Source organism: Pseudomonas sp. NY8896, assembly GCF_039634505.1.
This window is the reverse complement of the sequence record NZ_CP132350.1, coordinates 6,832,728-6,853,747: the sequence shown is the minus strand read 5'-3', so window position 1 is coordinate 6,853,747 and position 21,020 is coordinate 6,832,728. Positions and strand designations below refer to the sequence as shown.

General features: G+C 63.2%; 22 protein-coding genes. 6 read left to right on the top strand and 16 right to left on the bottom strand.

Annotated elements, in window-relative coordinates; translation table 11 throughout:
* Positions 1 to 8: 8 nt before the first annotated feature.
* The 3 genes from Q9451_RS31040 to phoB all read right to left on the bottom strand — a co-directional run bounded on the left by Q9451_RS31040 (position 9) and on the right by phoB (position 3,621).
* Positions 9 to 1,349 carry a hemolysin family protein gene (locus Q9451_RS31040; protein ID WP_012274849.1) on the bottom strand — a complete coding sequence of 447 codons (1,341 nt, stop codon included), beginning with the start codon at positions 1,347 to 1,349 and terminating at the stop codon, positions 9 to 11.
* 226 nt (positions 1,350 to 1,575) lie between these two features.
* Positions 1,576 to 2,883 (bottom strand): phosphate regulon sensor histidine kinase PhoR, encoded by a 1,308-nt coding sequence (phoR, locus tag Q9451_RS31035; RefSeq protein ID WP_012274848.1) that lies wholly within the window; start codon positions 2,881 to 2,883, stop codon positions 1,576 to 1,578.
* 48 nt (positions 2,884 to 2,931) lie between these two features.
* Positions 2,932 to 3,621 carry a phosphate regulon transcriptional regulator PhoB gene (phoB, locus tag Q9451_RS31030; RefSeq protein WP_003253341.1) on the bottom strand — a complete coding sequence of 230 codons (690 nt, stop codon included), beginning with the start codon at positions 3,619 to 3,621 and terminating at the stop codon, positions 2,932 to 2,934.
* 172 nt (positions 3,622 to 3,793) lie between these two features.
* Here phoB and Q9451_RS31025 point away from each other — a divergent pair, with 172 nt between their 5' ends.
* Positions 3,794 to 4,162 (top strand): hypothetical protein, encoded by a 369-nt coding sequence (locus Q9451_RS31025; RefSeq protein WP_041166620.1) that lies wholly within the window; start codon positions 3,794 to 3,796, stop codon positions 4,160 to 4,162.
* Between the two features lie 33 nt (positions 4,163 to 4,195).
* Here the strand turns inward: Q9451_RS31025 and ubiA are convergent, their stop codons facing one another.
* Together ubiA and Q9451_RS31015 are read right to left on the bottom strand one after the other, a co-directional pair.
* Positions 4,196 to 5,086 carry a 4-hydroxybenzoate octaprenyltransferase gene (gene ubiA, locus Q9451_RS31020; protein ID WP_012274846.1) on the bottom strand — a complete coding sequence of 297 codons (891 nt, stop codon included), beginning with the start codon at positions 5,084 to 5,086 and terminating at the stop codon, positions 4,196 to 4,198.
* Positions 5,086 to 5,643 (bottom strand): chorismate lyase, encoded by a 558-nt coding sequence (locus Q9451_RS31015; protein WP_012274845.1) that lies wholly within the window; start codon positions 5,641 to 5,643, stop codon positions 5,086 to 5,088. The genes ubiA and Q9451_RS31015 overlap by 1 nt, the downstream gene beginning before the upstream one ends.
* Before the next feature lie 173 nt (positions 5,644 to 5,816).
* Between Q9451_RS31015 and Q9451_RS31010 the strand changes: the two genes are divergently transcribed.
* The 4 genes from Q9451_RS31010 to Q9451_RS30995 all read left to right on the top strand — a co-directional run bounded on the left by Q9451_RS31010 (position 5,817) and on the right by Q9451_RS30995 (position 8,164).
* Positions 5,817 to 5,984 carry a rubredoxin gene (locus Q9451_RS31010; protein ID WP_003253349.1) on the top strand — a complete coding sequence of 56 codons (168 nt, stop codon included), beginning with the start codon at positions 5,817 to 5,819 and terminating at the stop codon, positions 5,982 to 5,984.
* Positions 5,985 to 6,000: 16 nt separating this feature from the next.
* On the top strand, positions 6,001 to 7,149 hold the full coding sequence (locus Q9451_RS31005) for an FAD-dependent oxidoreductase (RefSeq protein ID WP_012274844.1): 1,149 nt from the start codon (positions 6,001 to 6,003) through the stop codon (positions 7,147 to 7,149).
* A 187-nt stretch (positions 7,150 to 7,336) separates the two neighbouring features.
* The gene (locus Q9451_RS31000) at positions 7,337 to 7,642 is read left to right on the top strand and encodes an HU family DNA-binding protein (RefSeq protein WP_012274843.1); all 306 of its coding nucleotides are present in this window, start codon (positions 7,337 to 7,339) and stop codon (positions 7,640 to 7,642) included.
* A gap of 147 nt (positions 7,643 to 7,789) precedes the next feature.
* Positions 7,790 to 8,164 (top strand): helicase, encoded by a 375-nt coding sequence (locus Q9451_RS30995; RefSeq protein WP_012274842.1) that lies wholly within the window; start codon positions 7,790 to 7,792, stop codon positions 8,162 to 8,164.
* A gap of 33 nt (positions 8,165 to 8,197) precedes the next feature.
* Here Q9451_RS30995 and Q9451_RS30990 read toward each other — a convergent pair whose 3' ends face one another.
* The 6 genes from Q9451_RS30990 to exbB all read right to left on the bottom strand — a co-directional run bounded on the left by Q9451_RS30990 (position 8,198) and on the right by exbB (position 14,923).
* Complete coding sequence (locus tag Q9451_RS30990) at positions 8,198 to 9,601, bottom strand: aminoacyl-tRNA deacylase and HDOD domain-containing protein (protein ID WP_012274841.1); 1,404 nt, start codon at positions 9,599 to 9,601, stop codon at positions 8,198 to 8,200.
* Positions 9,602 to 9,679: 78 nt separating this feature from the next.
* Positions 9,680 to 11,758: an ATP-dependent DNA helicase RecG gene (gene recG, locus Q9451_RS30985; RefSeq protein WP_012274840.1), complete on the bottom strand. Its 2,079-nt coding sequence runs from the start codon at positions 11,756 to 11,758 to the stop codon at positions 9,680 to 9,682.
* A 3-nt stretch (positions 11,759 to 11,761) separates the two neighbouring features.
* Positions 11,762 to 12,688: a hydrogen peroxide-inducible genes activator gene (locus Q9451_RS30980; protein ID WP_012274839.1), complete on the bottom strand. Its 927-nt coding sequence runs from the start codon at positions 12,686 to 12,688 to the stop codon at positions 11,762 to 11,764.
* Between the two features lie 94 nt (positions 12,689 to 12,782).
* Positions 12,783 to 13,514 (bottom strand): energy transducer TonB, encoded by a 732-nt coding sequence (locus tag Q9451_RS30975; protein ID WP_012274838.1) that lies wholly within the window; start codon positions 13,512 to 13,514, stop codon positions 12,783 to 12,785.
* The gene (gene exbD, locus Q9451_RS30970; protein WP_012274837.1) at positions 13,511 to 13,939 is read right to left on the bottom strand and encodes a TonB system transport protein ExbD; all 429 of its coding nucleotides are present in this window, start codon (positions 13,937 to 13,939) and stop codon (positions 13,511 to 13,513) included. The genes Q9451_RS30975 and exbD overlap by 4 nt, the downstream gene beginning before the upstream one ends.
* Before the next feature lie 3 nt (positions 13,940 to 13,942).
* Positions 13,943 to 14,923 (bottom strand): tonB-system energizer ExbB, encoded by a 981-nt coding sequence (exbB, locus tag Q9451_RS30965; RefSeq protein ID WP_012274836.1) that lies wholly within the window; start codon positions 14,921 to 14,923, stop codon positions 13,943 to 13,945.
* Between the two features lie 190 nt (positions 14,924 to 15,113).
* On the opposite strand from exbB, the gene Q9451_RS30960 reads away from it, so the two are divergent.
* Positions 15,114 to 15,983: an SDR family oxidoreductase gene (locus Q9451_RS30960; protein ID WP_012274835.1), complete on the top strand. Its 870-nt coding sequence runs from the start codon at positions 15,114 to 15,116 to the stop codon at positions 15,981 to 15,983.
* A 141-nt stretch (positions 15,984 to 16,124) separates the two neighbouring features.
* Here the strand turns inward: Q9451_RS30960 and Q9451_RS30955 are convergent, their stop codons facing one another.
* The 5 genes from Q9451_RS30955 to Q9451_RS30935 form a co-directional block, all read right to left on the bottom strand.
* Positions 16,125 to 16,856 (bottom strand): hypothetical protein, encoded by a 732-nt coding sequence (locus Q9451_RS30955; RefSeq protein WP_041166619.1) that lies wholly within the window; start codon positions 16,854 to 16,856, stop codon positions 16,125 to 16,127.
* 59 nt (positions 16,857 to 16,915) lie between these two features.
* On the bottom strand, positions 16,916 to 17,296 hold the full coding sequence (locus Q9451_RS30950; RefSeq protein WP_012274833.1) for a RidA family protein: 381 nt from the start codon (positions 17,294 to 17,296) through the stop codon (positions 16,916 to 16,918).
* Positions 17,297 to 17,319: 23 nt separating this feature from the next.
* Complete coding sequence (gene spoT, locus Q9451_RS30945) at positions 17,320 to 19,428, bottom strand: bifunctional GTP diphosphokinase/guanosine-3',5'-bis pyrophosphate 3'-pyrophosphohydrolase (protein ID WP_012274832.1); 2,109 nt, start codon at positions 19,426 to 19,428, stop codon at positions 17,320 to 17,322.
* Between the two features lie 59 nt (positions 19,429 to 19,487).
* Positions 19,488 to 19,751 (bottom strand): DNA-directed RNA polymerase subunit omega, encoded by a 264-nt coding sequence (gene rpoZ / locus Q9451_RS30940; protein WP_003253383.1) that lies wholly within the window; start codon positions 19,749 to 19,751, stop codon positions 19,488 to 19,490.
* Between the two features lie 240 nt (positions 19,752 to 19,991).
* Positions 19,992 to 20,864 (bottom strand): LysR family transcriptional regulator, encoded by an 873-nt coding sequence (locus tag Q9451_RS30935; RefSeq protein WP_012274831.1) that lies wholly within the window; start codon positions 20,862 to 20,864, stop codon positions 19,992 to 19,994.
* Between the last annotated feature and the right edge of the window lie 156 nt (positions 20,865 to 21,020).

The following is a 21,020-nucleotide window of genomic DNA, read 5'->3' as shown; positions in this document are numbered from 1 at the left end:
CATGGCCCTCAATCCAGCTTCAGTACCTTGGCCAGCACGATCTTGGGCCCTTTCATCTTCTTGATGATGATGCGCAGCCCTTCGACCTCCAGCACTTCCTCTTCTTCAGGCACTCGCTTGAGGGTTTCGTAGATCAACCCGGCCAGGGTTTCTGCCTCGATGTGGTCGAGGTCGATGCCCAGCAGACGCTCGACCTTGAACAGCGGTGTGTCGCCGCGTACCAGTAGCTTGCCCGGCTGGTAGGCGAGGATGCCGCGTTCGGTCTTGCGGTGTTCGTCCTGGATATCGCCTACCAGCACTTCCAGCACGTCTTCCATGGTCAGGTAGCCGATTACCTTGCCGTCGGCTTCCTCCACCAGGACGAAATGCGCGCCGCCCTTGCGGAACTGCTCCAGCAGTTGCGACAGCGGCATGTGCCGCGATACGCGCTCCAGTGGCCGGGCTAGGTCTTCCAGGTCGATGGTCTCGGGCAAATGCTCAAGCTCAGCTAGCTCTAGCAGCAGGTCCTTGATGTGCAGCAGGCCGGTGAATTCTTCGCGCTCGGCGTCATACACCGGGTAGCGGCTGAATTTGTGGCGGCGCACCAGGGCCAGGATCTGCTTCAGCGGCGCATGCGCGTCGATGCTGATCATGTCCTCACGCGAGTTGGCCCAGTCGACCACTTCCAGCTCGCCCATTTCCACGGCCGAGGCCAGCACGCGCATGCCTTGGTCGCTTGGGTCCTGACCGCGGCTGGAGTGCAGGATCAGCTTCAGTTCTTCGCGGCTGTAGTGGTGCTCGTGGTGCGGGCCGGGCTCGCCCTGGCCGGCAATGCGTAGGATGGTGTTGGCGCTGGCATTGAGCAGGTAGATGGCCGGGTACATTGCCCAGTAGAACAGGTACAGCGGCACGGCCGTCCACAACGACAGCAGTTCTGGCTTGCGAATGGCCCAGGACTTGGGGGCCAACTCGCCAACCACGATGTGCAGGTACGAGATGACGAAGAAGGCGACGAAGAACGAGATCGCCTTGACCAGCTCGGCGCTGTCCACGCCAAAGTAGGCCAGCAGCGGCTCCAGCAGGTGGGCGAAGGCGGGCTCACCCACCCAGCCAAGGCCCAGCGAGGCGAGGGTGATGCCCAACTGGCAGGCCGACAGGTAGGCGTCGAGCTGGTTGTGTACCTTGCGCAGGATGTTGCCGCGCCAGCCGTGCTGCTCGGCGATGGCCTCTACGCGGGTGGCGCGCAGCTTGACCATGGCGAACTCGGCGGCAACGAAGAAGCCGTTGAGCAGCACCAGCAGGAAGGCAAAGATGATCATGCCGAAGTCGGCGAATAACGAGGTTAGGCTGATACCAGGGGAAGGGTCCATGATGGAGTTTTTACGGGGTCCGTCTTTGAGATAGAGAAAAAAAGTGCCAGCTTTTGCTGGCACAGGGGATCCAATGTAGCGGCTGGGGCCGCAAAAGCAAAGGGCGATGGATTCTTTGGGGGCGCTTTGCGCCCCATCGCGACACAAGGCCGCTCCTACAGGAGACCGCGATCCCGTTAGGAGCGGCCTTGTGTCGCGATGGGCTGCAAAGCAGCCCCCGAGGCCCTCAAGCCTTGCCGTTGGCCAATTGTGCCGGCGCAAAGTGACAGGTAAAGGTGCTGCCATGCCCCGGCACGCTGCTGATTTCCAACTTGCCGCGGTGGCGCATCAGCACATGCTTGACGATTGCCAGCCCCAGCCCGGTACCGCCGGTGTTCGACGCACGGCTGGAATCTACACGGTAGAAACGCTCGGTCAGGCGTGGCAGGTGCTTGGCATCGATGCCCACCCCCGAATCCTGCACCGACAGATGCGCACCCTGGGCATCGGCCCACCAGCGGATGCGGATGTTGCCTTCGTCCTGAGTGTATTTGACCGCGTTGAATACCAGGTTGGAAAAGGCGCTGCGCAGCTCCGACTCGCTGCCCTTGAGCTTCAAACCAGGCGCAGCTTCCAGGCTGATGCGCTGGTTGCGCGGCCCGGACAGGGCCTGGGCGTCGCCCTTGATGGCAGTGAGCAGGGCATCGACCGCCACCGGCTGGTTGTCCGAGGGGTAATCGGTGGCTTCCAGCTTGGCCAGCAGCAACAGGTCGTTGAGCAGGGTCTGCATGCGCGAACCTTGCTGGCTCATCTGCTGCAGTGCGCGGCTCCAGCGTGGGTTCACGTCTTCGACGTTGTCCAGCAGGGTTTCCAGGTAGCCGGTGATCACCGTCAGCGGCGTGCGCAGCTCGTGCGACACGTTGGCGACGAAGTCCTTGCGCATCTGTTCCAGCTGGTGAATGCGGGTGACATCGCGCACCAGCATCAGGTGTTCGTTGTTGCCGTAACGGGTGATGTGCAACTGCACACGCATGCGGTCATTGATTGGCGAAGGGATTTCCAGCGGCTCGAGGTAGTTTTCTGCCTCGAAGTATTCCTTGAAGCGCGGGTGGCGTACCAGGTTGGTCACTTGCTGGCCGCCGTCCTGCGGGGTCTTGAAGCCCAGCAGGGTCTCGGCAGCGCGGTTCCACCATTCCAGGTTACCGTCGCTGTCGAGCATGATCACTGCGTCACGTAGCGCGGCGGTGGACTCCTGCACCCGGTCGATCACGGCCTGCAGGCGGCCCCGAACACGTTGGTCGCGGCGTTGCAGGTGGTAGATGCTGTCGAACACCTCGCCCCACAGGCCGTAACCATCGGGCGGTGCTTCGTCGGGCTGGTGATTGCGCAGCCAGTCATGCAGGCGCAGCAGTTGCTTGAGGGTCCAGCCCAGGTAGAGCGCCAGGCCAATGGCCAGGCTCCAGCCATAGTAGCCGCTGACCAGCCCGCCGATCAGGCAGACGGTAATCAGCAACAGCAGATGGCGAATCAGGGTTGCATGCCAGTTCTGGTTCAATTGACGGTCCTTGTACAACGACGTGCAGCTTGGCGCTTTTGAACTCGATCAGCTCTTGGTCGAGAAGCGGTAGCCAGTGCCCCGGACGGTTTGTACCAGATTTTCGTAGGCTTCACCCAGCGCCTTGCGCAGGCGACGGATGTGCACGTCAACGGTGCGCTCCTCGACGTAGACGTTGCCGCCCCACACCTGGTCCAGCAGTTGGCCACGGGTGTAGGCGCGCTCCTGGTGGGTCATGAAGAATTGCAGCAGGCGGTATTCGGTCGGGCCCATCTCGGCCGGCTTGCCGTCGATGGTCACGCGGTGGCTGATCGGGTCGAGCAGCAGGCCGCCGACTTCGATCGGTGCTTCGCTGTCGCTCGGGCCGGTACGGCGCAGCACGGCTTTCAGTCGTGCAACCAGCTCACGCGGCGAGAACGGCTTGGTGATGTAGTCGTCGGCACCCACTTCCAGGCCCTGGATCTTGTTGTCCTCTTCGCCCTTGGCGGTGAGCATGATGATCGGGATGTCGCCCGTCAGCTCATCGCGCTTCAGGCGGCGGGCCAGCTCGATGCCGGAGGTGCCCGGCAGCATCCAGTCGAGCAGGATCAGGTCCGGCTTGCGGTCGACGATGATCGCGTGGGCCTGTTGGGAGTTTTCCGCTTCCAGGCAGTCATAGCCGGCCATTTCCAGGGCAACGGCGATCATCTCGCGAATGGGCGCTTCGTCGTCGACGATCAGAATGTTCCTGCCAACCATGCTCAAAACCTCTCCTGGATTCGGTGTCTTGGCCCGCATTAGATAACGGAATTATTGCAGCTGTGTGACAGGGTGTTGGCCGTTCTGGCGACATTCCATGACTGAACTAGGCTTGAAAGGGCCGCAATCGCGGCAACCCGAACTCAATTCCCCCGAAACAATGGTGAATCCAATGACACGACAAACGCTGAGCTGGATGGCCCTTTTCGCTGCGCTGGCGCTTCCGGGGGTGGCGTCCGCCCACCATGCCATGGAGAAGGACGGCATGTGGGTCGATCATGCCGGCATGACCCTTTACACCTTCGACAAGGATGCGGGTGGAAAGTCGATGTGCAATGGCGATTGCGCCACCAACTGGCCGCCGCTGAAAGTGATGGATGGCGAAAAAGCCGAGGGCAAGTGGACGCATATAAAGCGTGATGACGGCTCGATGCAATGGGCCTATGACGGCAAGCCGCTGTATACCTTCGTCAAGGACAAGAAGGCTGGGGACATGACGGGTGATGGCGTCAAAGACGTGTGGCACGTCGCCAAGCCTTGAAACTGCCGGGGCCGCACAGCGGCCCCAACCTATTCAGCGAAACGCGTAATCCAGCACTACCCCAATGAACACCAGCAACCCCGCCCAGTGATTGTGCAGAAACGCCTTGAAGCACGACTCCCGGTCCAGCTTGCGTGTCGACCAGTATTCCCAGGCAAAGCACGCCGCAGCGCCCAGCAGCCCCAGGTGGAACCAGCCCCCCAGGTCAAAGCGGCTACCCGCCAACAACAAGCACCCCAGCGACAGCAACTGCAAGGTCAGGATGATGTTGCGGTCCGCGTCACCGAACAGAATCGCCGTGGACTTCACGCCAATCTTCAGGTCGTCATCGCGGTCGACCATGGCGTAGTAGGTGTCGTAACCCACCGTCCACAACAAGTTGGCGATGTACAGCAGCCAGGCGCTGGCCGGCAATTCGCCACCTGCGGCGGTGAAAGCCATGGGAATACCCCAGGAGTACGCCGCCCCCAGCACCACCTGTGGGTAGTAGGTGTAGCGCTTCATGAACGGGTAGCAGAACGCCAACGCCACCGCGCCGAACGACAGCCAGACCGTGCGGCTGTTGGTGCACAGCACCAGCAGGAAACTCACCCCGACCAGCATCGCAAACAGTGCCAGCGCCTCGCGTGGCCGCACGCGGCCACTGGCCAGGGGGCGGTCGGCGGTGCGCTTGACGTGGCCATCCACCTTGCGGTCAGCGAAGTCGTTGATGCAGCAGCCGGCCGCGCGCATCAGCACCACGCCAAGGCCGAAGATCAGCACATTGGCCAGGGTCGGTGAACCGTTGCCGGCAATCCACACTGCCGACAGCGTCGGCCATAGCAGCAGGTAGATGCCGATCGGGCGGTCCATGCGGCTGAGCTGGACAAAGTCCCAGGCCCGCGGGTGCAGGCGGTTGAGCGACTTGAGCAGTTGCAGGTACATCAGCGGTTTTCCTCCTTGGCCGCTTGCCACAATGCCGGCAGGAACACTTCTGCCACCAGCAGGTCCAGGCCGTCACGCTCGAAGCGCGAGCGGCGGCCCCAAAGCGCCGCATGGGCGGCTTCGGGCGGCAGCCAGGCCTGTGGATAACTGCACACTTCGAGCGGGTGGCGGATGAATGCCTGGTCGCAGAACAGCAACTCGCCCAGCGAGCGGCTGCCCAGGGTTTCCAGGTCCAGGCCACCACGCTCCAGGGCGCTGCGACTGGCCACGCTGCGGGCGAACACCCAAGGTTGGCCATGGCCGCGCAAGTACACCTCGCGCACCCAGCCTTCGGCGCCGGCGGCGATACCCAGCGCCTGGCATTCGTCATCGCGCAGCGGCTGCCAGCCCTCGAACAGCGGGGTGACGGAGAAGTGATCGAAGGACAGGCGGGTCAGGCGGCGAGTCAGCGAGCCCTCGTCGAACAGCCAGTCAAGAGTAGGCTGGTCGATGTCGGTCGCCAGCTGTGAATACGGCAGCCACGCGACAGCGGCTGCTAGCGGGGATTCGTACGACACGTCGGTCTGCTTGTTACAACCAGAGAGGCGGCGAGCTTAGCATGATTGCCCCGAGTGCTTGCATACTGCGGGCAGGGCCGATAAAAAGCCCCCCATGAATTGCGCGTCGGCACCTGCGAGAGGGCCCTCAGCAGCAACACGAAACCAAGCCTGAACCGAGGAAATCCACCCCCATGAAAAAGTGGCAATGTATTGTCTGTGGCCTGATCTACGACGAAGCCGAAGGCTGGCCCGACGACGGTATCGCCCCTGGCACCCGTTGGGAAGATGTGCCTGAAGACTGGCTGTGCCCCGACTGCGGCGTCGGCAAAAGCGATTTTGAAATGATCTCCATCGGCTAATCGAGGAAAGCACGACATGACGTCCCCTGTGGTAATCATTGGTACCGGCCTTGCGGGCTACAACCTGGCCCGTGAATTTCGCAAGCTCGATGCGCAGACGCCGCTGCTGCTGATCACCGCCGACGACGGTCGTTCGTACTCCAAGCCCATGCTGTCCATGGGCTTTGCCAAGCAGAAGGACGCCGACGGCCTGTGCATGGCCGAGCCGGGCGTCATGGCCGCACAGCTGAACGCCGAAATCCGCACCCACACCCGCATCAGCGGCATCGACCCGGGCCACAAGCGACTGTGGATCGGCGAAGAGGCCGTGGAGTACCGCGACCTGGTGCTGGCCTGGGGCGCACAGACCGTGCAGGTGCCGATCGAGGGTGATGGCAGCCACCTGGTGTTCCCGATCAACGACCTGGAAGATTACGCGCGCTTCCGTGCCGCCGCCGTCGGCAAGCAGCGTGTGCTGATTCTCGGAGCCGGCCTGATCGGCTGCGAATTCGCCAACGACATGAGCCTGGGCGGCTTCAAGGTCGATGTAGTGGCGCCATGCGAACAAGTCATGCCGACGCTGCTGCACCCGGCTGCCGCAGCGGCGGTGCAGGCTGGGCTGCAGGGCCTGGGCGTAAGCTTCCACCTGGGGCCGGTGCTGACCCGCCTGCAACAGGTAGCTCAAGGCCTGGAGGCGCACCTGTCGGATGGCAGCGTGATCGCGTGCGACCTGGTGGTATCGGCCATCGGCCTGCGCCCGCGTACCGACCTGGCCGCCGCAGCCGGCTTGCGGACCAATCGTGGTGTCAGCGTAGACCGCGAGTTGCGCACGTCCCACGCCAACATCTTTGCCCTGGGTGACTGTGCCGAAGTGGATGGCATCAACCTGCTCTATGTGATGCCGCTGATGAGTTGTGCGCGGGCACTGGCCCAAACCCTGGCAGGCAAGCCGACCGCGGTTGCCTACGGGCCGATGCCGATTACCGTGAAAACCCCGGCCTGCCCGCTGGTGGTTTCGCCACCGCCTCTGGGCAACGAAGGGACTTGGCAGGTGGAGGGGCAGGGCAGTGACCTCAAGGTGCTCTGCCATGGCGCTGACGGCAAATTGTTGGGCTATGCCCTGACCGGGGCAGCCGTGATGGACAAGCTGTCACTGAATCGCCAGTTGCCACCGGTGATGGCGTAAATAGAGGGCGTTCTGTCGGATTTATCCTGTTGTTGCCCGCACAATGGCCGGCCTGATACTGGCGCGGCCTCTGAGCACGTGCCATTCTCACTCCCGTCTGCCGCAGATTAGAGCCTGCGGTGCCTTGAGCGCTGCTCCTAAAGGCAGCACGGCATAACAACAAGAATTCCGTCAAAGAGGCTTCACTATGCGCAAACCAGAACTCGCCGCCGTCATCGCCGAAAAGGCCGATCTGACCAAGGAAAAGGCCAATCAGGTTTTGAACGCGATTCTCGACAGCATCACCGGTGCCCTGGACAAGGACACCGTGACCCTGGTCGGTTTCGGCACCTTCGAAAAACGCCATCGCGGTGCACGTACCGGCAAGAACCCTCAAACCGGCGAGCCGGTCAAGATCAAGGCCAGCAACACCGTGGCCTTCAAGCCAGGCAAGAACCTCAAGGACAGCGTCAATCCCCCGGCCGCGCCTAGCAAGGCCGCCAAGAAAAAGTAAGCTTGCGCTGACGACGCGTTGATCCCGAACGGGCGCCTTCATGGCGCCCGTTGTGCTTTACACGCAGTAACTGCTGCGAACTTGCATAATCAGGTCGTTAAGAGGATAAACTGCGCAACTTAGTCACTTTTCAATCGAGGCGCGTCGATGAAGTTCCGCTTTCTTCTCTGGGCCATGGGGCTGCTGATGGCCAGGGCCAGCCGTAACAATCCGGCATTCCAGCAGCAGCTCAAGGGCAAGGACCTGGTGTTCCAGATGCAGACGCTGGATGGCAAGGTTGCCAGGCACTTCGTCGTCAACAACGAGCGCATCAGCAGCAAGGGCGGGGCCCATCCGCAGCCTGCCTTTGCCATTGCCTTCAAGGACGCGGCCTATGGCTTTGCCACGATGCAGGCGGGCAACAAGCAGTTGGCGTTCATGCAGGGGATTCAGGACAAGAACATCCAGATCAAGGGCAATCCGGCGCTGGTGATGTGGTTCCAGGGGCTGATGAAGTACCTGAAACCCAAGAAGAAAGGCTGAAATTGCCGGGGCCGCAATGCGGCCCCAGAAGTCTCAATGCGGTGCGTGGAACTGCGAAGCCAGTTCTCGCAACAGGTTCTCGGCCTCGAGCACCTTGTTCACCACATCCTCGGCCTTGTCCCGGGTAATCCCCAAACGCTCCAGTAGCTCGTCAGGGATCTCTTCCTGCGGCCCAGTGCCGATCCCCCGTGAGCGCAGCAGGCGAGTGGCCAGGCACACCAGGTTGGGGAACGCCGAGTACTCGCCGTCATAGGCCGGGTCGTGCTGGAAGCGCAGGGCGGTCGACAGCTCTTCGGGCATGTCCCACAGCTTCATCAGCCAGGCCCCGATCTGCTCGCGGCTGATGCCCAGCAGGTGCTGCTCCACGTAGGTGTGGTTCAGGTGCGGGTTGACCTCCAGGTGGCGGCAGATCAGCGAGAAGTGCGGCGGGAACACATGCGCCAGCAGCAAGTAGCCAAAGTTGTGCAGCAGCCCGGCCAGGTAGGTGAGCCCGGCTTCGGGGCGCTCTGCCCGAGGCATGGCGCGGGTCAGGCCTTCGATGATTGCAGCGGTGTAGATCGACTGCTGCCAATAGGGCGTTGCCTGCTGTGGGTGGTCTTTTGGCAGGCTCAAGGTTTTGCCCAGTGCCAGGCCAAGGGCCAGATTGATCACCAGGTCGAAGCCCAGCACGCGGACAATGGCGTCTTCCACCGAGCGGATCTTGCCCGGCGAGGCGTAATAGGGCGACGCGGCCCAGCTCACCACTTGCGCTGCCAGCGCCGGGTCTGTTTCGACCACGCCCGTGATGTCATCGATACTGGCGTTGGGGTCTACCCGTAGCTTGATGATTTTTTGCGCGGTGTCGGCCAGCGGTGGGATTTCGATGGTTTCTTCCAGGCGCTTCTGAATGCGTCGGGCAGTGAAGGCCTGGACGGCATTGGTGATTTCCCGGGTGTCGTCATCGGGGCGGTCGAGGTTGGGGCTGATGGCCTCGACTTCCTGACCGAAGTTGCTGGCGCTGGCTTTGGCCAGCATACGCTTGAAGTTCGCGCGTTCGATTTCCAGCAGCAGGCCGGCTTCGCCCGACTGGATATAGACGGTCTCGGCGTCGAGCAGGCTCTTTTCGTACTGGCACGGCGAGCTGGTCAGCGCCGGGATACCCGGCAAGGCCTTGAGCTGGTGCTTGTCGAGCATCTGCTTCAGTCGCGGCACCGACACAGCGGTGAGCTTGCGCCCGGTCAGCTCGGCCAGGCGGTTGAGGTCCAGCAGTTGGCTCTGCGGGAACAGCACCATGAGGGCGCCGACCTCGTCGTCGAGAAGCACCGCCTGCACCCGCGAAGCCGCAGGCAGCTGCGGGTGTTCGACCACCTCGCGGTAGGCCACGCCGAGTTTGTCGAGCAGCAGCCTGATGACAGAGGGGGCGTGTGGGGTTGCGGTGTCCAGGGCAACTTCAGTCATGGTCCGTATCCACTGTTTCTTTTAAACGCGAAGTATAACCAGCCTGCGAGCAAATCTGGATCCATTCTGGGACTAGCGTCACACTTGGCCATATTGCTGGCCATGGCGCAGCCAGCGGTCGAGTAGCGGGCTGACATGATCCGGCCAGCGCGCGACCAGGGCTTGAGCGGCGTCTCGCACAGCCGGCAGCAGGTCGGCGTCGCGCATCAGGTCGGCGACCTTGAACTGCAGCAGGCCGGTTTGGCGGGTGCCCAGCATCTCGCCCGGACCACGCAGCTCAAGGTCCTTTTCGGCGATGATGAAGCCATCGTTGGTTTCGCGCATGATCCCCAAGCGCTCGCGACCGATCTGCGACAGCGGTGGGTGGTACAGCAGCACGCAATGGCTGACGGCGCTGCCCCGGCCAACCCGGCCGCGCAGCTGATGCAGTTGGGCAAGGCCCAGGCGTTCGGGGTTTTCGATGATCATCAGGCTGGCGTTGGGTACGTCCACGCCGACTTCGATGACAGTGGTCGCGACCAGCAACTGCAACTCACCGGCCTTGAACTGCGCCATGATCTCGGCTTTTTCGGCAGGTTTCATGCGGCCGTGAATCAGGCCCACACGCAGTTCGCCCAAGGCGCTGCCGAGTTCTTCATAAGTGCTTTCGGCTGCCTGACAGGTCAGCTCTTCAGACTCTTCGATCAGGGTGCACACCCAATAGGCCTGGCGCCCCTCGGCGCAAGCGGCGCGAACCCGCTCCACCACCTCGAAGCGGCGGCTGTCGGCCACCAGCACCGTGTTCACCGGGGTACGCCCAGGCGGCAGTTCGTCGAGCACCGAGGTGTCCAGGTCGGCATAGGCGCTCATGGCTAGGGTGCGCGGAATAGGCGTGGCAGTCATGATCAACTGGTGTGGGCACAGCTCGCCGGCCACGCCTTTTTTGCGCAGGGCCAGGCGTTGCTGTACGCCGAACCGGTGCTGTTCGTCGATGATCGCCAGGGCCAGGTGCTTGAACTTGACCTCTTCCTGGAACAGCGCGTGGGTGCCGACCACCATGGGGGCACCGTTGGCGATCTGCTCCAACGAGGCTGCCCGGGCCTTGCCCTTGAGCTTGCCAGCCAGCCACGCCACTTCGATGCCAAGCGGTTCGAGCCAGCGTTTGAAGGTGATGTAGTGCTGTTCGGCGAGAATCTCGGTGGGTGCCATCAGCGCCACCTGGTAGCCCGCTTCCAGGCCCTGCAACGCAGCCAGGGCGGCAACCACGGTCTTGCCCGCCCCCACATCGCCTTGTACCAGGCGCATCATTGGCGCGTGCTGGCTGAGGTCGTAGGCAATTTCGTTGGCTACCCGCTGCTGCGCGCCGGTCGGCTGGAAGCCTAGGTTGGCCAGGTATTGCGCCTGCAGGCGCGTGGCCTTGGGCAATACCGGTGCACGCAGGCTGCGCAGGCTTTCGCGCAGGCGTTGTTGCGACAGCTGATGGGTCAGCAGCTCTTCGAAGGCCAGGCGGTGCTGGGCCCAGTGCTGGCCTTCGGCAAGCTCGTCGAGGTCGGCGTCGGCCGGTGGGTTGTGCAGGTAGCGAATGGCTTCGTCCAGCGGCGCCAGCTGGTAGTCCCGCGCCAGTTCGTCCGGCAACCAGTCGGGCAGGCTGCGTGGGCCGAGCAGGCCAAGGCTCTGTTGGCACAACAGGCGCAGGCGTTGCTGGGTAAGGCCTTCGGTGGAGGGGTAGATCGGCGTCAGGGTCTGCTCGACCGGTGGCGGCGGCTCGTCGCCGTTCAGTGCGCGGTACTCTGGGTGGTAGATTTCCAGGCCCGAAGCGCCGGGGCGGGCTTCGCCGTAGCAGCGCAGGTGAGTGCCGCGCTTCAGGCCCTCCTTCTGCGCGTTGCTGAAGTGGTAGAAGCGCAGTGTCAGCACGCCGCTGCCATCACCCAGGCGCACCACCAGGCTGCGGCGCTTGCCCATGGTCACGTCGCTACCACTGACCACCCCCTCGATCACCGCATCCTGGCCGGGGCGCAGTTGGCCAATCGGTACCACTCGGGTGCGGTCCTGGTAGCGCAGGGGTAGGTGGAACAGCACGTCCTGCAGGTTTTCCAGGCCGACCTTGGCGAGCTTTTCCGCCATGGCCTCACCAACACCTTTCAGTACCGTGACCGGGACTTTCGACAGCTCACTCATGACTCAGGCCGGCTGTTCCGCAGGGTTTTTTGCGACCGAGCACAGGCGGATCGAGTCAGCGAGGATCTCGATGGCCTTGGGCCGAGGGAAGCTGGCGCGCCAGGCGATGGCCACGGTACGGAAAGGTGCCGGTGCCGTCAGCGGGCGCACTTCGATGACGCCGGGGGCGTAGTGATGGCTGTGCACGGCCGACAGCGGCAGGATCGACACGCCAAGGCCCGAGGCCACCATGTGGCGGATGGTTTCCAGCGAACTGGACTCGACCGTGGTGTGCCTGGAGCCTTCTCCCCCCTTGTTCAAGGTTGGGCAGGCTTCCAGTACCTGGTCACGGAAGCAGTGGCCTTCACCGAGCAGCAACAGGCTCTTGTCGTTGAGCATGGCGGTGTCGATGGTCTTCTTCGCCGTCCACGGGTGGTCGGCAGGCATCAAGGCGCAGAACGGTTCGTCGTACAGCGGCAAGGTCAGCACGTCGGCTTCGTTGAACGGCAGGGCGATGATCACCGCGTCCAGTTCGCCGTTGCGCAGCTTTTCGCGCAGTACGTGGGTGAAGTTTTCTTCGATGTACAGCGGCATCTGCGGCGCCACGCGGTGCAGTTGCGGGATCAGATGCGGGAACAGGTAGGGGCCGACGGTGTAGATGGCACCGACCTTGAGCGGGGCGGTCAGCTGGTTCTTGCCGGCCTGCGCCAGTTCGCGAATGCCTTGGGCCTGCTCCAGTACCTTCTGCGCCTGGGCAACGATGCTTTCACCGACCGGGGTCAGGCGTACCGCGCTTTTGCTGCGCTCGAAGATCAGAACGCCAAGCTCATCCTCGAGCTTCTTCACACCGACCGACAGGGTCGGCTGGCTCACGTGGCAGCGCTCGGCGGCGTGGCCGAAGTGCTGTTCCTGGGCGAGTGTGACGATGTAGCGTAATTCTGTGAGGGTCATAACGTGCGTCCATGAAGTTGCGGGCCCAGCATAGCGGCTGCAATCGATAGACGCACGTTATCAGACTTGCCGATTTGTGACAGAAACAAAAGTCTCAGCGGCGGTCCAGTGAGTAGACGAACGGTGCCACGACTTCGATCGTGCCATTGTTCAGCAACTCGGGTGGCGGCTTGGGTACCGTGCCGGCCCGACGGATCATTTCCAGGGTCGCCCGGTCCAGTGCGGCGCTGCCCGAACCACCGGCCATGGAGTACGACACCACCTTGCCTTCGGCGTCGACCACGAAGCGCAGGCGGTTGATGCCTTGCAGGCCGCGACGGCGCGCGTCTTCCGGGTAACGCTTGTATTTGGCCAGGTGGCGCAGCAGGTCGCTCTGCCAGGTGGGCAGGGCGTTGCTGTTGGACGCAATGCTCGGTGCCGGTGCCGCGGACTTCTGCGGTGGCGTGTTGCTGGGCGGTGCGTCTACCGTTTGCTCGGTTGGCGGCGCTTCCTTCGGCGGCTCAGGCTTTTTCTCGGGCTTGGGCGGCTGTGGCTTGGCCTTCGGCTTGGGCGGCTTGTGGACGGCGATCTTGGGCTTGGGCGCTTCCACCAGCTTCGGCAATGGCAGTTCTTCGACCGGTGCCGGTGGCTGTGGAGCCGCTTTCGGTGGTGGTGGTGGCGCAGGCTCCGGTAGCGGTGCCAGTTCGACCATCATCGCTGCCGGGGGCAGTTCGATGGCCTGGGGCACCGACCAGTTGAGCGTCAGCAGCACGGCGACCACGTGCACGCCCAGCACGATCGCCAGGCTGCCACCGTAGCGCGCCATGTTCGAGCGCGTTTTCGTCATTTCTTGGCTGCCGTCTCGAGACCTACCAGACCGACCTTGAGGTAGCCGGCCGCGCGCATGTTGTTCATCACTTCCATCAGGTCACCGTAATCCACGCCTTTGTCGGCCTGGAAGAAGATGGTGGTTTCCTTGTCACCCTTGGTCTTGGCGTCGAGCATCGGGCCAAGCTGTTCGGGCGCAGCAACCTGATCGTCGCCGACGTACAGCTTCTGGTCGGCCTTGACGCTGACGAACACCGGCTTCTCGGGCCTCGGCGCCGGTTTGGCGGTCGAGGCCGGCAGGTCGACCTTGATGTCGACCGTGGCCAAGGGGGCTGCGACCATGAAGATGATCAGCAGCACCAGCATTACGTCGATGAACGGCGTAACGTTGATTTCGTGGTTTTCGGCGAGGTCGTCGCCACCTTCGTTGAGATGCAGGCCCATGGTTTACCCCACTTTCACCATGTGCGGGGCAGCGCGCTCGCTGCCCTGGTGGTCCAGGTCACGGCTGACCAGCAGCAGTACCTGTGCGGAGGCGTCGGACACCTGGGCCTTGTAGCCGGCAATGGAGCGGGCGAAGACGTTGTAGATGACCACAGCCGGGATTGCCGCGACCAGACCCAGGGCGGTGGCCAGCAGGGCTTCGGCGATACCTGGGGCAACCACGGCCAGGTTGGTGGTCTGGGTCTTGGCGATGCCGATGAAGCTGTTCATGATGCCCCATACGGTACCGAACAGACCGACGAACGGCGCGGTGGAGCCGATGGTGGCCAGGACGCCGGTGCCGCTGCTCATGGTGCGGCCGCTGGCATGCACCAGGCGCTCCAGGCGGAAGCTGACGCGTTCCTTGATACCCTCTTTTTCACGGGCGTTGGCCGACAGACGCATTTCTTCGAGGGCATCGTGGACCAGCGTGTGGGCCAGGGTGCCTTCCTTGTTGGAGACTTCGCTGGCTTCTTTAAGGGTGGTGGATTTCTTCAGCTGGGCAATTTCACCCCGCAGGCGACGTTTGGCGCCCATCAGCTCGAAGCCTTTGGCGATCCAGATGGTCCAGGTGATGATGGAGGCGATGGCCAGGCCGATCATGACGATCTTCACCACGATGTCGGCGTTCTTGTACATGCCCCATGGGGACAGGTCGTGCGCCATGCCCAGCGAGGTGTCTTCAACCAGTGTATCGGTGGCGGGGTCGACCAGTACCTGCGAATCTGCCGGGGCGGCAGCTTGCGCTTGGCCTGCAGGTGCCTGGCCTTCCACGGCAGGTGCTGCCGGAGCGGCCGGAGCAGAAGCAGCGGCAGGCGTGGCGGCATTGGCAGTTGGCTCATCGGCCATGGCCACCGGGGCCAGCACCAGGCTGAGCGTCAGCGCGGCGATGGCGCGCCAGGCGCGCGACGGGGTTGGCGAAGCGGAAGGTTGAGTACGTGTCATGCTGGCCGGACCTGATGAAGAAAAAAGTGAGCGTTCTCCAAGGCCTCGAGGTAGGCCGAGAACAAATTGGCCGCCATTATTGCAAGTAATTCTTGTTAACAAAAGTAATCTTGTTGCTTTTTTCGCCTATGGTCTAGCCGCCCATCGTGTAGCGTGGCCGGGATGATCAATTGGTCTAGGGAGTTTAAAGATGTCAGACCTTTCCGTGATGGTGGTGGGTTGTGGTGATGTGGGTGGGCGTCTTGCCCTGCAGATGCTGGCTAAAGGTTGGCAGGTGAGTGGCCTGCGACGTTCGGTCGAGCAGCTGCCAGCGGGCGTTCAACCAGTCGCCGCGGACCTGGCCGAGCCTTCGATCCCGCAAGCCTGGCCACAAGGCCCACTGGACTACCTGGTTTACTGCGTGGCGGCCAGCCAGCACGACGAGGCGGGTTACCAGGCGGCCTATGTTGATGGCTTGCGTCATGTGTTGGCCTGGCTGGTTGAGCGTGGCCAGCGCCCGCGTCGGCTGCTGTTCGTCTCCAGCAGCAGCGTGTATGCGCAGAAGGATGGCGAGTGGATCGAGGAAGGCGCGGCCACCGAACCGGAGGGCTATTCCGGGCGGGTGATGCTGGAGGCGGAACAGCTGGCGCGGGCCAGTGGCATCCCGGCGAGCGTGGTGCGCCTGACCGGTATCTATGGCCCAGGCCGCGAGTGGCTGTTGAGCCAGGTTCGCCAGGGCTACCGTGTGGCCGAGGAGCCGCCGCTGTATGGCAACCGCATTCATGCCGAGGATGCTGCCAGCCTGCTGGCGTTTCTGCTGCAGGCTGATGCCGATGGCATGGCGCTGGACGAATGCTACATCGGTGTCGACGACGACCCTGCGCCGCTGGCCGATGTGGTGGCCTGGCTGCGGGCGTACATGGGCGTTACCGAGTGGTCCGATGAGCAGCGGGTACGGCGCACCGGCAGCAAGCGCTGCAGCAATGCCCGGGCGCGCGCGTTGGGCTGGGCGCCGGTGTACCCAAGTTACAAGGAAGGCTATGCCGCGATCCTTCAAGGAAAAAATCAGTCTCAGGCCTGATGCGGTCCCTGTAGGAGCGGCCTTGTGTCGCGATGGGGCGCGCAGCGGCCCCAGGATTTCAGCGTCGCCGCATAGAATGCGGGGGCTGCTTCGCAGCCCTATCGCGATACAAGGCCGCGCCTACAGGAACCGCGCTCGATTTCAGCTGCGCTCCAGCACCCACTGACGCTTGCCTGCTGCCAGTTCCGGCATGTCGTCCGGCTGAGCACGGTTAACCGCCTGGAAAATCTCCAGCTTGTCGCCATCACGCTTGATGATGAACGGTGCACCACGCTGGTTGCGCTCCAGCCACAGGCTGTCATTGCTGCCGCCCATGGTTGCGCAATCGCCCGCCAGGCACAGGGCGAAGCGGTCCGGACCGGGCAGGCCGGTGACGCTACCGGTGTCGCTGAAACGTACATTGGCACCTTTGCCCTGGCCTTCGACGATCTTCCAGTCGCCGCCCAGGTAAGCCTGGTACAGCGCCTTTTCGAAGCTGCTGCCCAGTGGCGCATTGGCTGCAGCTGGCGCCTTGGCACGCACGAAGGTCTGCTTGGCGCCGCGCTGGTCGACAGCCAGCAACGCGTCACCATCAAGCGACAACTGCTCGGTCTGGCCGCCCTCGAAGCTGGCCTGCCATTGCTTGTCATTGGCGCTCAACTGGCCGTCAGCGGCCTCGAAACCATTGCTGTAGCTGGCTTGCTGGCTGGCAACGTCGAGTTTCCACTCGAATACCGGGCCGTGCTCGTTCAGTGCTTGGCGCAGGCTGCCGCCTTTGACCGCCGCAGTGATGGCGTCCTGGTTGATCCAGGTGCCGTTGAAATCTTCGGGTTTGTGGCTGGCGCAGCCGCCCAGTAGCAGGGCTGCCAGCGCGAGGGGCAGTGCTTGACGCATGACGGGTTGACCTTGCAGAGGAGAGAGGGTGACGGGCAGGGCGCCCGTCACCAGGGGCATCATTCGATGACCAGGATGGCGTCCATTTCGACCTGGGAGCCTTTCGGCAGCGCGGCTACGCCGATGGCGGCGCGGGCTGGGTAGGGCTGTTCGAAGTAGCGGCCCATCACCTCGTTGACCTTGGCGAAGTGGCTCAGGTCGGTGAGGAAGATGTTCAGCTTGACGATGTCCTTGAACGAACCACCAGCGGCTTCAGCCACGGCCTTGAGGTTCTCGAACACTTGCACGGTCTGGGCTTCGAAGCCTTCGACCAGTTCCATGGTCTTCGGGTCCAGCGGGATCTGGCCCGACATGTACACGGTGTTGCCGGCCTTGATCGCTTGCGAGTAGGTACCGATGGCGGCTGGGGCCTTGTCGCTGGTGATGACGGTCTTGCTCATGATGACTCCTTGCGGTTGGCGGACTACGTACGCATGCGGGTGATGCGGACCACACCGGTCAGGGTACGCAGCTTCTTGATCACACGCGCCAGGTGCACGCGGTCGTGCACGCTGACCACCAGTTGGACCACGCTGATACGGCCGTCGCGTTCGTCCATGCTGATTTTCTCGATGTTGCCGTCGGCGGCGTTGACGCTGCTGGCCAGCAGGGCGATCAGGCCGCGCTGGTGTTCCAGTTCGACACGCAGTTCGACATTGAACTCGCCGGTGATGTCCTTGGCCCAGGAGAGCTGTACGCACTTTTCCGGGTTATGGCGGATTTCACTGATGTTGCGGCAGTTTTCCAGGTGCACGACCATGCCCTTGCCTGCCGACAGGTGGCCGACGATCGGGTCACCTGGGATCGGTGTACAGCACTTGGCGTAGCTCAGCACCAGGCCTTCGGTACCGCGGATCGCCAGCGGGCCTTCCGGCGCCGGCAGCTGTTCGCCTTCGGCCGACAGCAGGCGACGGGCGACCACGTAGGCCATGCGGTTGCCCAGGCCGATGTCCTCGAGCAGGTCTTCGATCAGCTCCAGGCGGTACTCGGCCAGAATCGCTTGAATGCGCTCCGGGGGGATTTTTTCCAGGCTGCTGTCGAAGCCGGTGAGGACCTTGTTCAGCAGGCGCTCGCCCAGGCTGATGGACTCGGAGCGGCGCTGCTGCTTGAGCGCGTGGCGGATGTGCGTGCGCGCCTTGCCGGTGACCACGAAGTTGAGCCAGGCCGGGTTCGGTCGGGCGCCCGGGGCACTGACGATTTCCACTGTCGAGCCGCTTTGCAGCGGTTCGGACAGCGGCGCCAGGCGACGGTTGATGCGGCAGGCGATGCAGCTGTTGCCGACGTCGGTGTGCACCGCGTAGGCGAAGTCGACGGCCGTGGAGCCTTTGGGCAGCTCCATGATGCGGCCCTTGGGCGTGAACACGTAGACCTCGTCCGGGAACAGGTCGATCTTCACGCTCTCGATGAATTCCAGCGAGTTGCCGGCACGTTGCTGCAGCTCGAGGATGCCTTTGACCCACTGACGCGCGCGGGCGTGGCTGCCCTTGGGCTGTTCGTCGTCGTTGGACTTGTATAGCCAGTGCGCGGCGATGCCGTTGTTGGCCATCTCTTCCATCTCGCGGGTGCGGATCTGGATTTCGATGGGCACGCCGTGCATGCCGAACAGCGTGGTGTGCAACGACTGGTAGCCGTTGGCCTTGGGGATCGCGATGTAATCCTTGAAGCGACCGGGCAGCGGCTTGTACAGGTTGTGCACGGCGCCAAGCACGCGGTAGCAGGTATCGACCTTGTCGACGATGATGCGGAAGGCATACACGTCCATGATCTCGTTGAAGGCACGGCGCTTGCCGCGCATCTTCTTGTAGATGCCATAGAGGTGTTTCTGCCGGCCGCTGACCTCGCCCTCGATACCATCGGCGGCCAGGCAGTTGGCCAGCGAGTGCTCGATCTTGGCGACGATCTCTTTACGGTTGCCGCGTGCGCTTTTCACCGCTCGGTGAATCAGCGACGAGCGCATCGGGTGCATGGCCTTGAAACCGAGGTCTTCGAACTCCACGCGCACGGTGTGCATCCCCAGGCGATTGGCGATGGGGGCGTAGATTTCGAGGGTTTCCTTGGCGATGCGCCGGCGCTTTTCGCCGGACAGCACTTCCAGGGTGCGCATGTTATGCAGGCGGTCGGCCAGCTTGACCAGGATCACGCGGATATCGCGAGCCATGGCCATGGCCATCTTCTGGAAGTTCTCGGCCTGCGCCTCGGCCTTGGTCTCGAAGTTCATCTGGGTCAGCTTGCTGACCCCATCGACCAGCTCGGCCACGGTCTCGCCAAACTGCTGGCTGAGGGCTTCCTTGGCGATGCCGGTGTCTTCGATCACATCGTGCAGCATGGCCGCCATCAGGCTCTGATGGTCCATGTGCATGTCGGCGAGGATGCTGGCCACGGCCAGCGGATGCGTCACGTAGGGCTCGCCACTGCGGCGGCGCTGCCCATCGTGGGCCTGTTCGGCATAGAAATAGGCGCGCCGGACCAGGTTGACCTGTTCGGGGCCAAGATAGGTCGACAGCCGTTCGGCCAAGGCTTCTATACCCGGCATGGGTTCACCTCCTGCCGAGGAAGAGGGCCTTGCGCCGTGCGACGTCGACCTGGCATCAATCAGACAGCCTCGTTGTTCTCGTCCTCGAACGCGGCGAACACCGGATCCTCGGTGACGATCTCTTCAGCGGCGATGAATTCGTTGGTGACGATGCCTTCGGCGATTTCGCGCAGGGCAACAACGGTCGGCTTGTCGTTTTCCCACGCAACGCGTGGCTCTTTGCCGCCGGTCGCCAGCTGGCGAGCGCGCTTGGTCGAGAGCATGACCAGCTCGAAGCGGTTATCCACGTGTTCCAGGCAGTCTTCAACAGTTACGCGGGCCATGGTCTTCCTCAGTAGCAATTGCGGTGGGCGTGCAGCCCAATAATGGGCAGGCGGACTCGATAGTATAAAAATTCACCAGCCAATAGGGAAGCGCTGTTTTGCCGGGCGGTCACCTAGAAGCCCTGTGTTTGCTTCTTTGTGGCCAACCCGCTCGCTCAGGCATCGCCTGCCCCGTGGAAGTGGGTTGGCCCGCGAAAGAGCCGGAACAGACAGCCGCGATACTTGAGCCTGACGATAACCTCAGAGCATCGCGTCACGCAACCGCGGGGTCAGTTCCTCGAACAGGGTCTGAACCGAGCGCAATGCACGGCAATCCGGCCGGGTCAGCAGCCACAGCTGGGTGTCGCAGCCGGGCAGCGGGCCGCTCAGTGCATCCACCCCAGGCAGCGCGTGCACCATGTAGTCCGGCAATGCCGCCACGCCCAGGCCTGCGGTGACCAACTGGGCGATGGTCGACATGCTGCTGCACTGGTAGCGTGGGCTCAGCCCTGGGTGCTGCTGGTTGCGCCAGACCACCGTGGGGTGGTCCTGCATCGAGTCGTCAGGGGCGATCCACGGCACGCTGCCGGGCGACTCGGTCAGGCGTTCGCGCCACTGCGGCTGGCCGCAGACGACATAAGAAGTAGAGCCCAGGTTGCGGCCCACCAGGTGCTCTGGTGGCGTGTTGGTCAGGCGCAAGGCGATGTCGGCGTCGCGCCGGCTGAGGTTGGCGAAGGTGTTGGAGGTGCCCATCTCCAGCGACAAGGCCGGGTAGTTGGGCATGAACTCGGCCAGTGCCGGCAGCAGCAGGCTGTGCATCACCGCCTCGGTACAGGTCACGCGCACCGTGCCGCTGACCACTTGCTCGCCACTGGTCATGGCAATGCGCGCCGCCTCCAGCGCCTGCTCGGCGCGCTCGGCCTGCTCGGCCAGGGCCTGGGCGGTGTCGGTCGGCAAGTAGCCCTTGCGGCTCTTGACGAACAAGGCTGTGCCCAGCGCCGACTCCAGCCGGCGGATCGAGCGGAACACCGTCGAAACGTCGACTTTGAGTAGCTCGGCGGCTTTGGCCAGCGAGCGGCCACGTTCCAGTGCCAGGACCAGAGAGAGGTCGGCGTGGGTAATCTGATATTGCATTGGTGCACGCTCTGCTTGCCGAATTGCCAATGTCTGTTGCGTCGGAGCCATTTTATAGTGAAACGGCCCCCCGGAATCAATGCGCCCGGTCGGGTAACCAATCCCCACGATGGGAAAGTGAAAAGAACAACAGCTGCAACCATCGTCGCCCGTGAG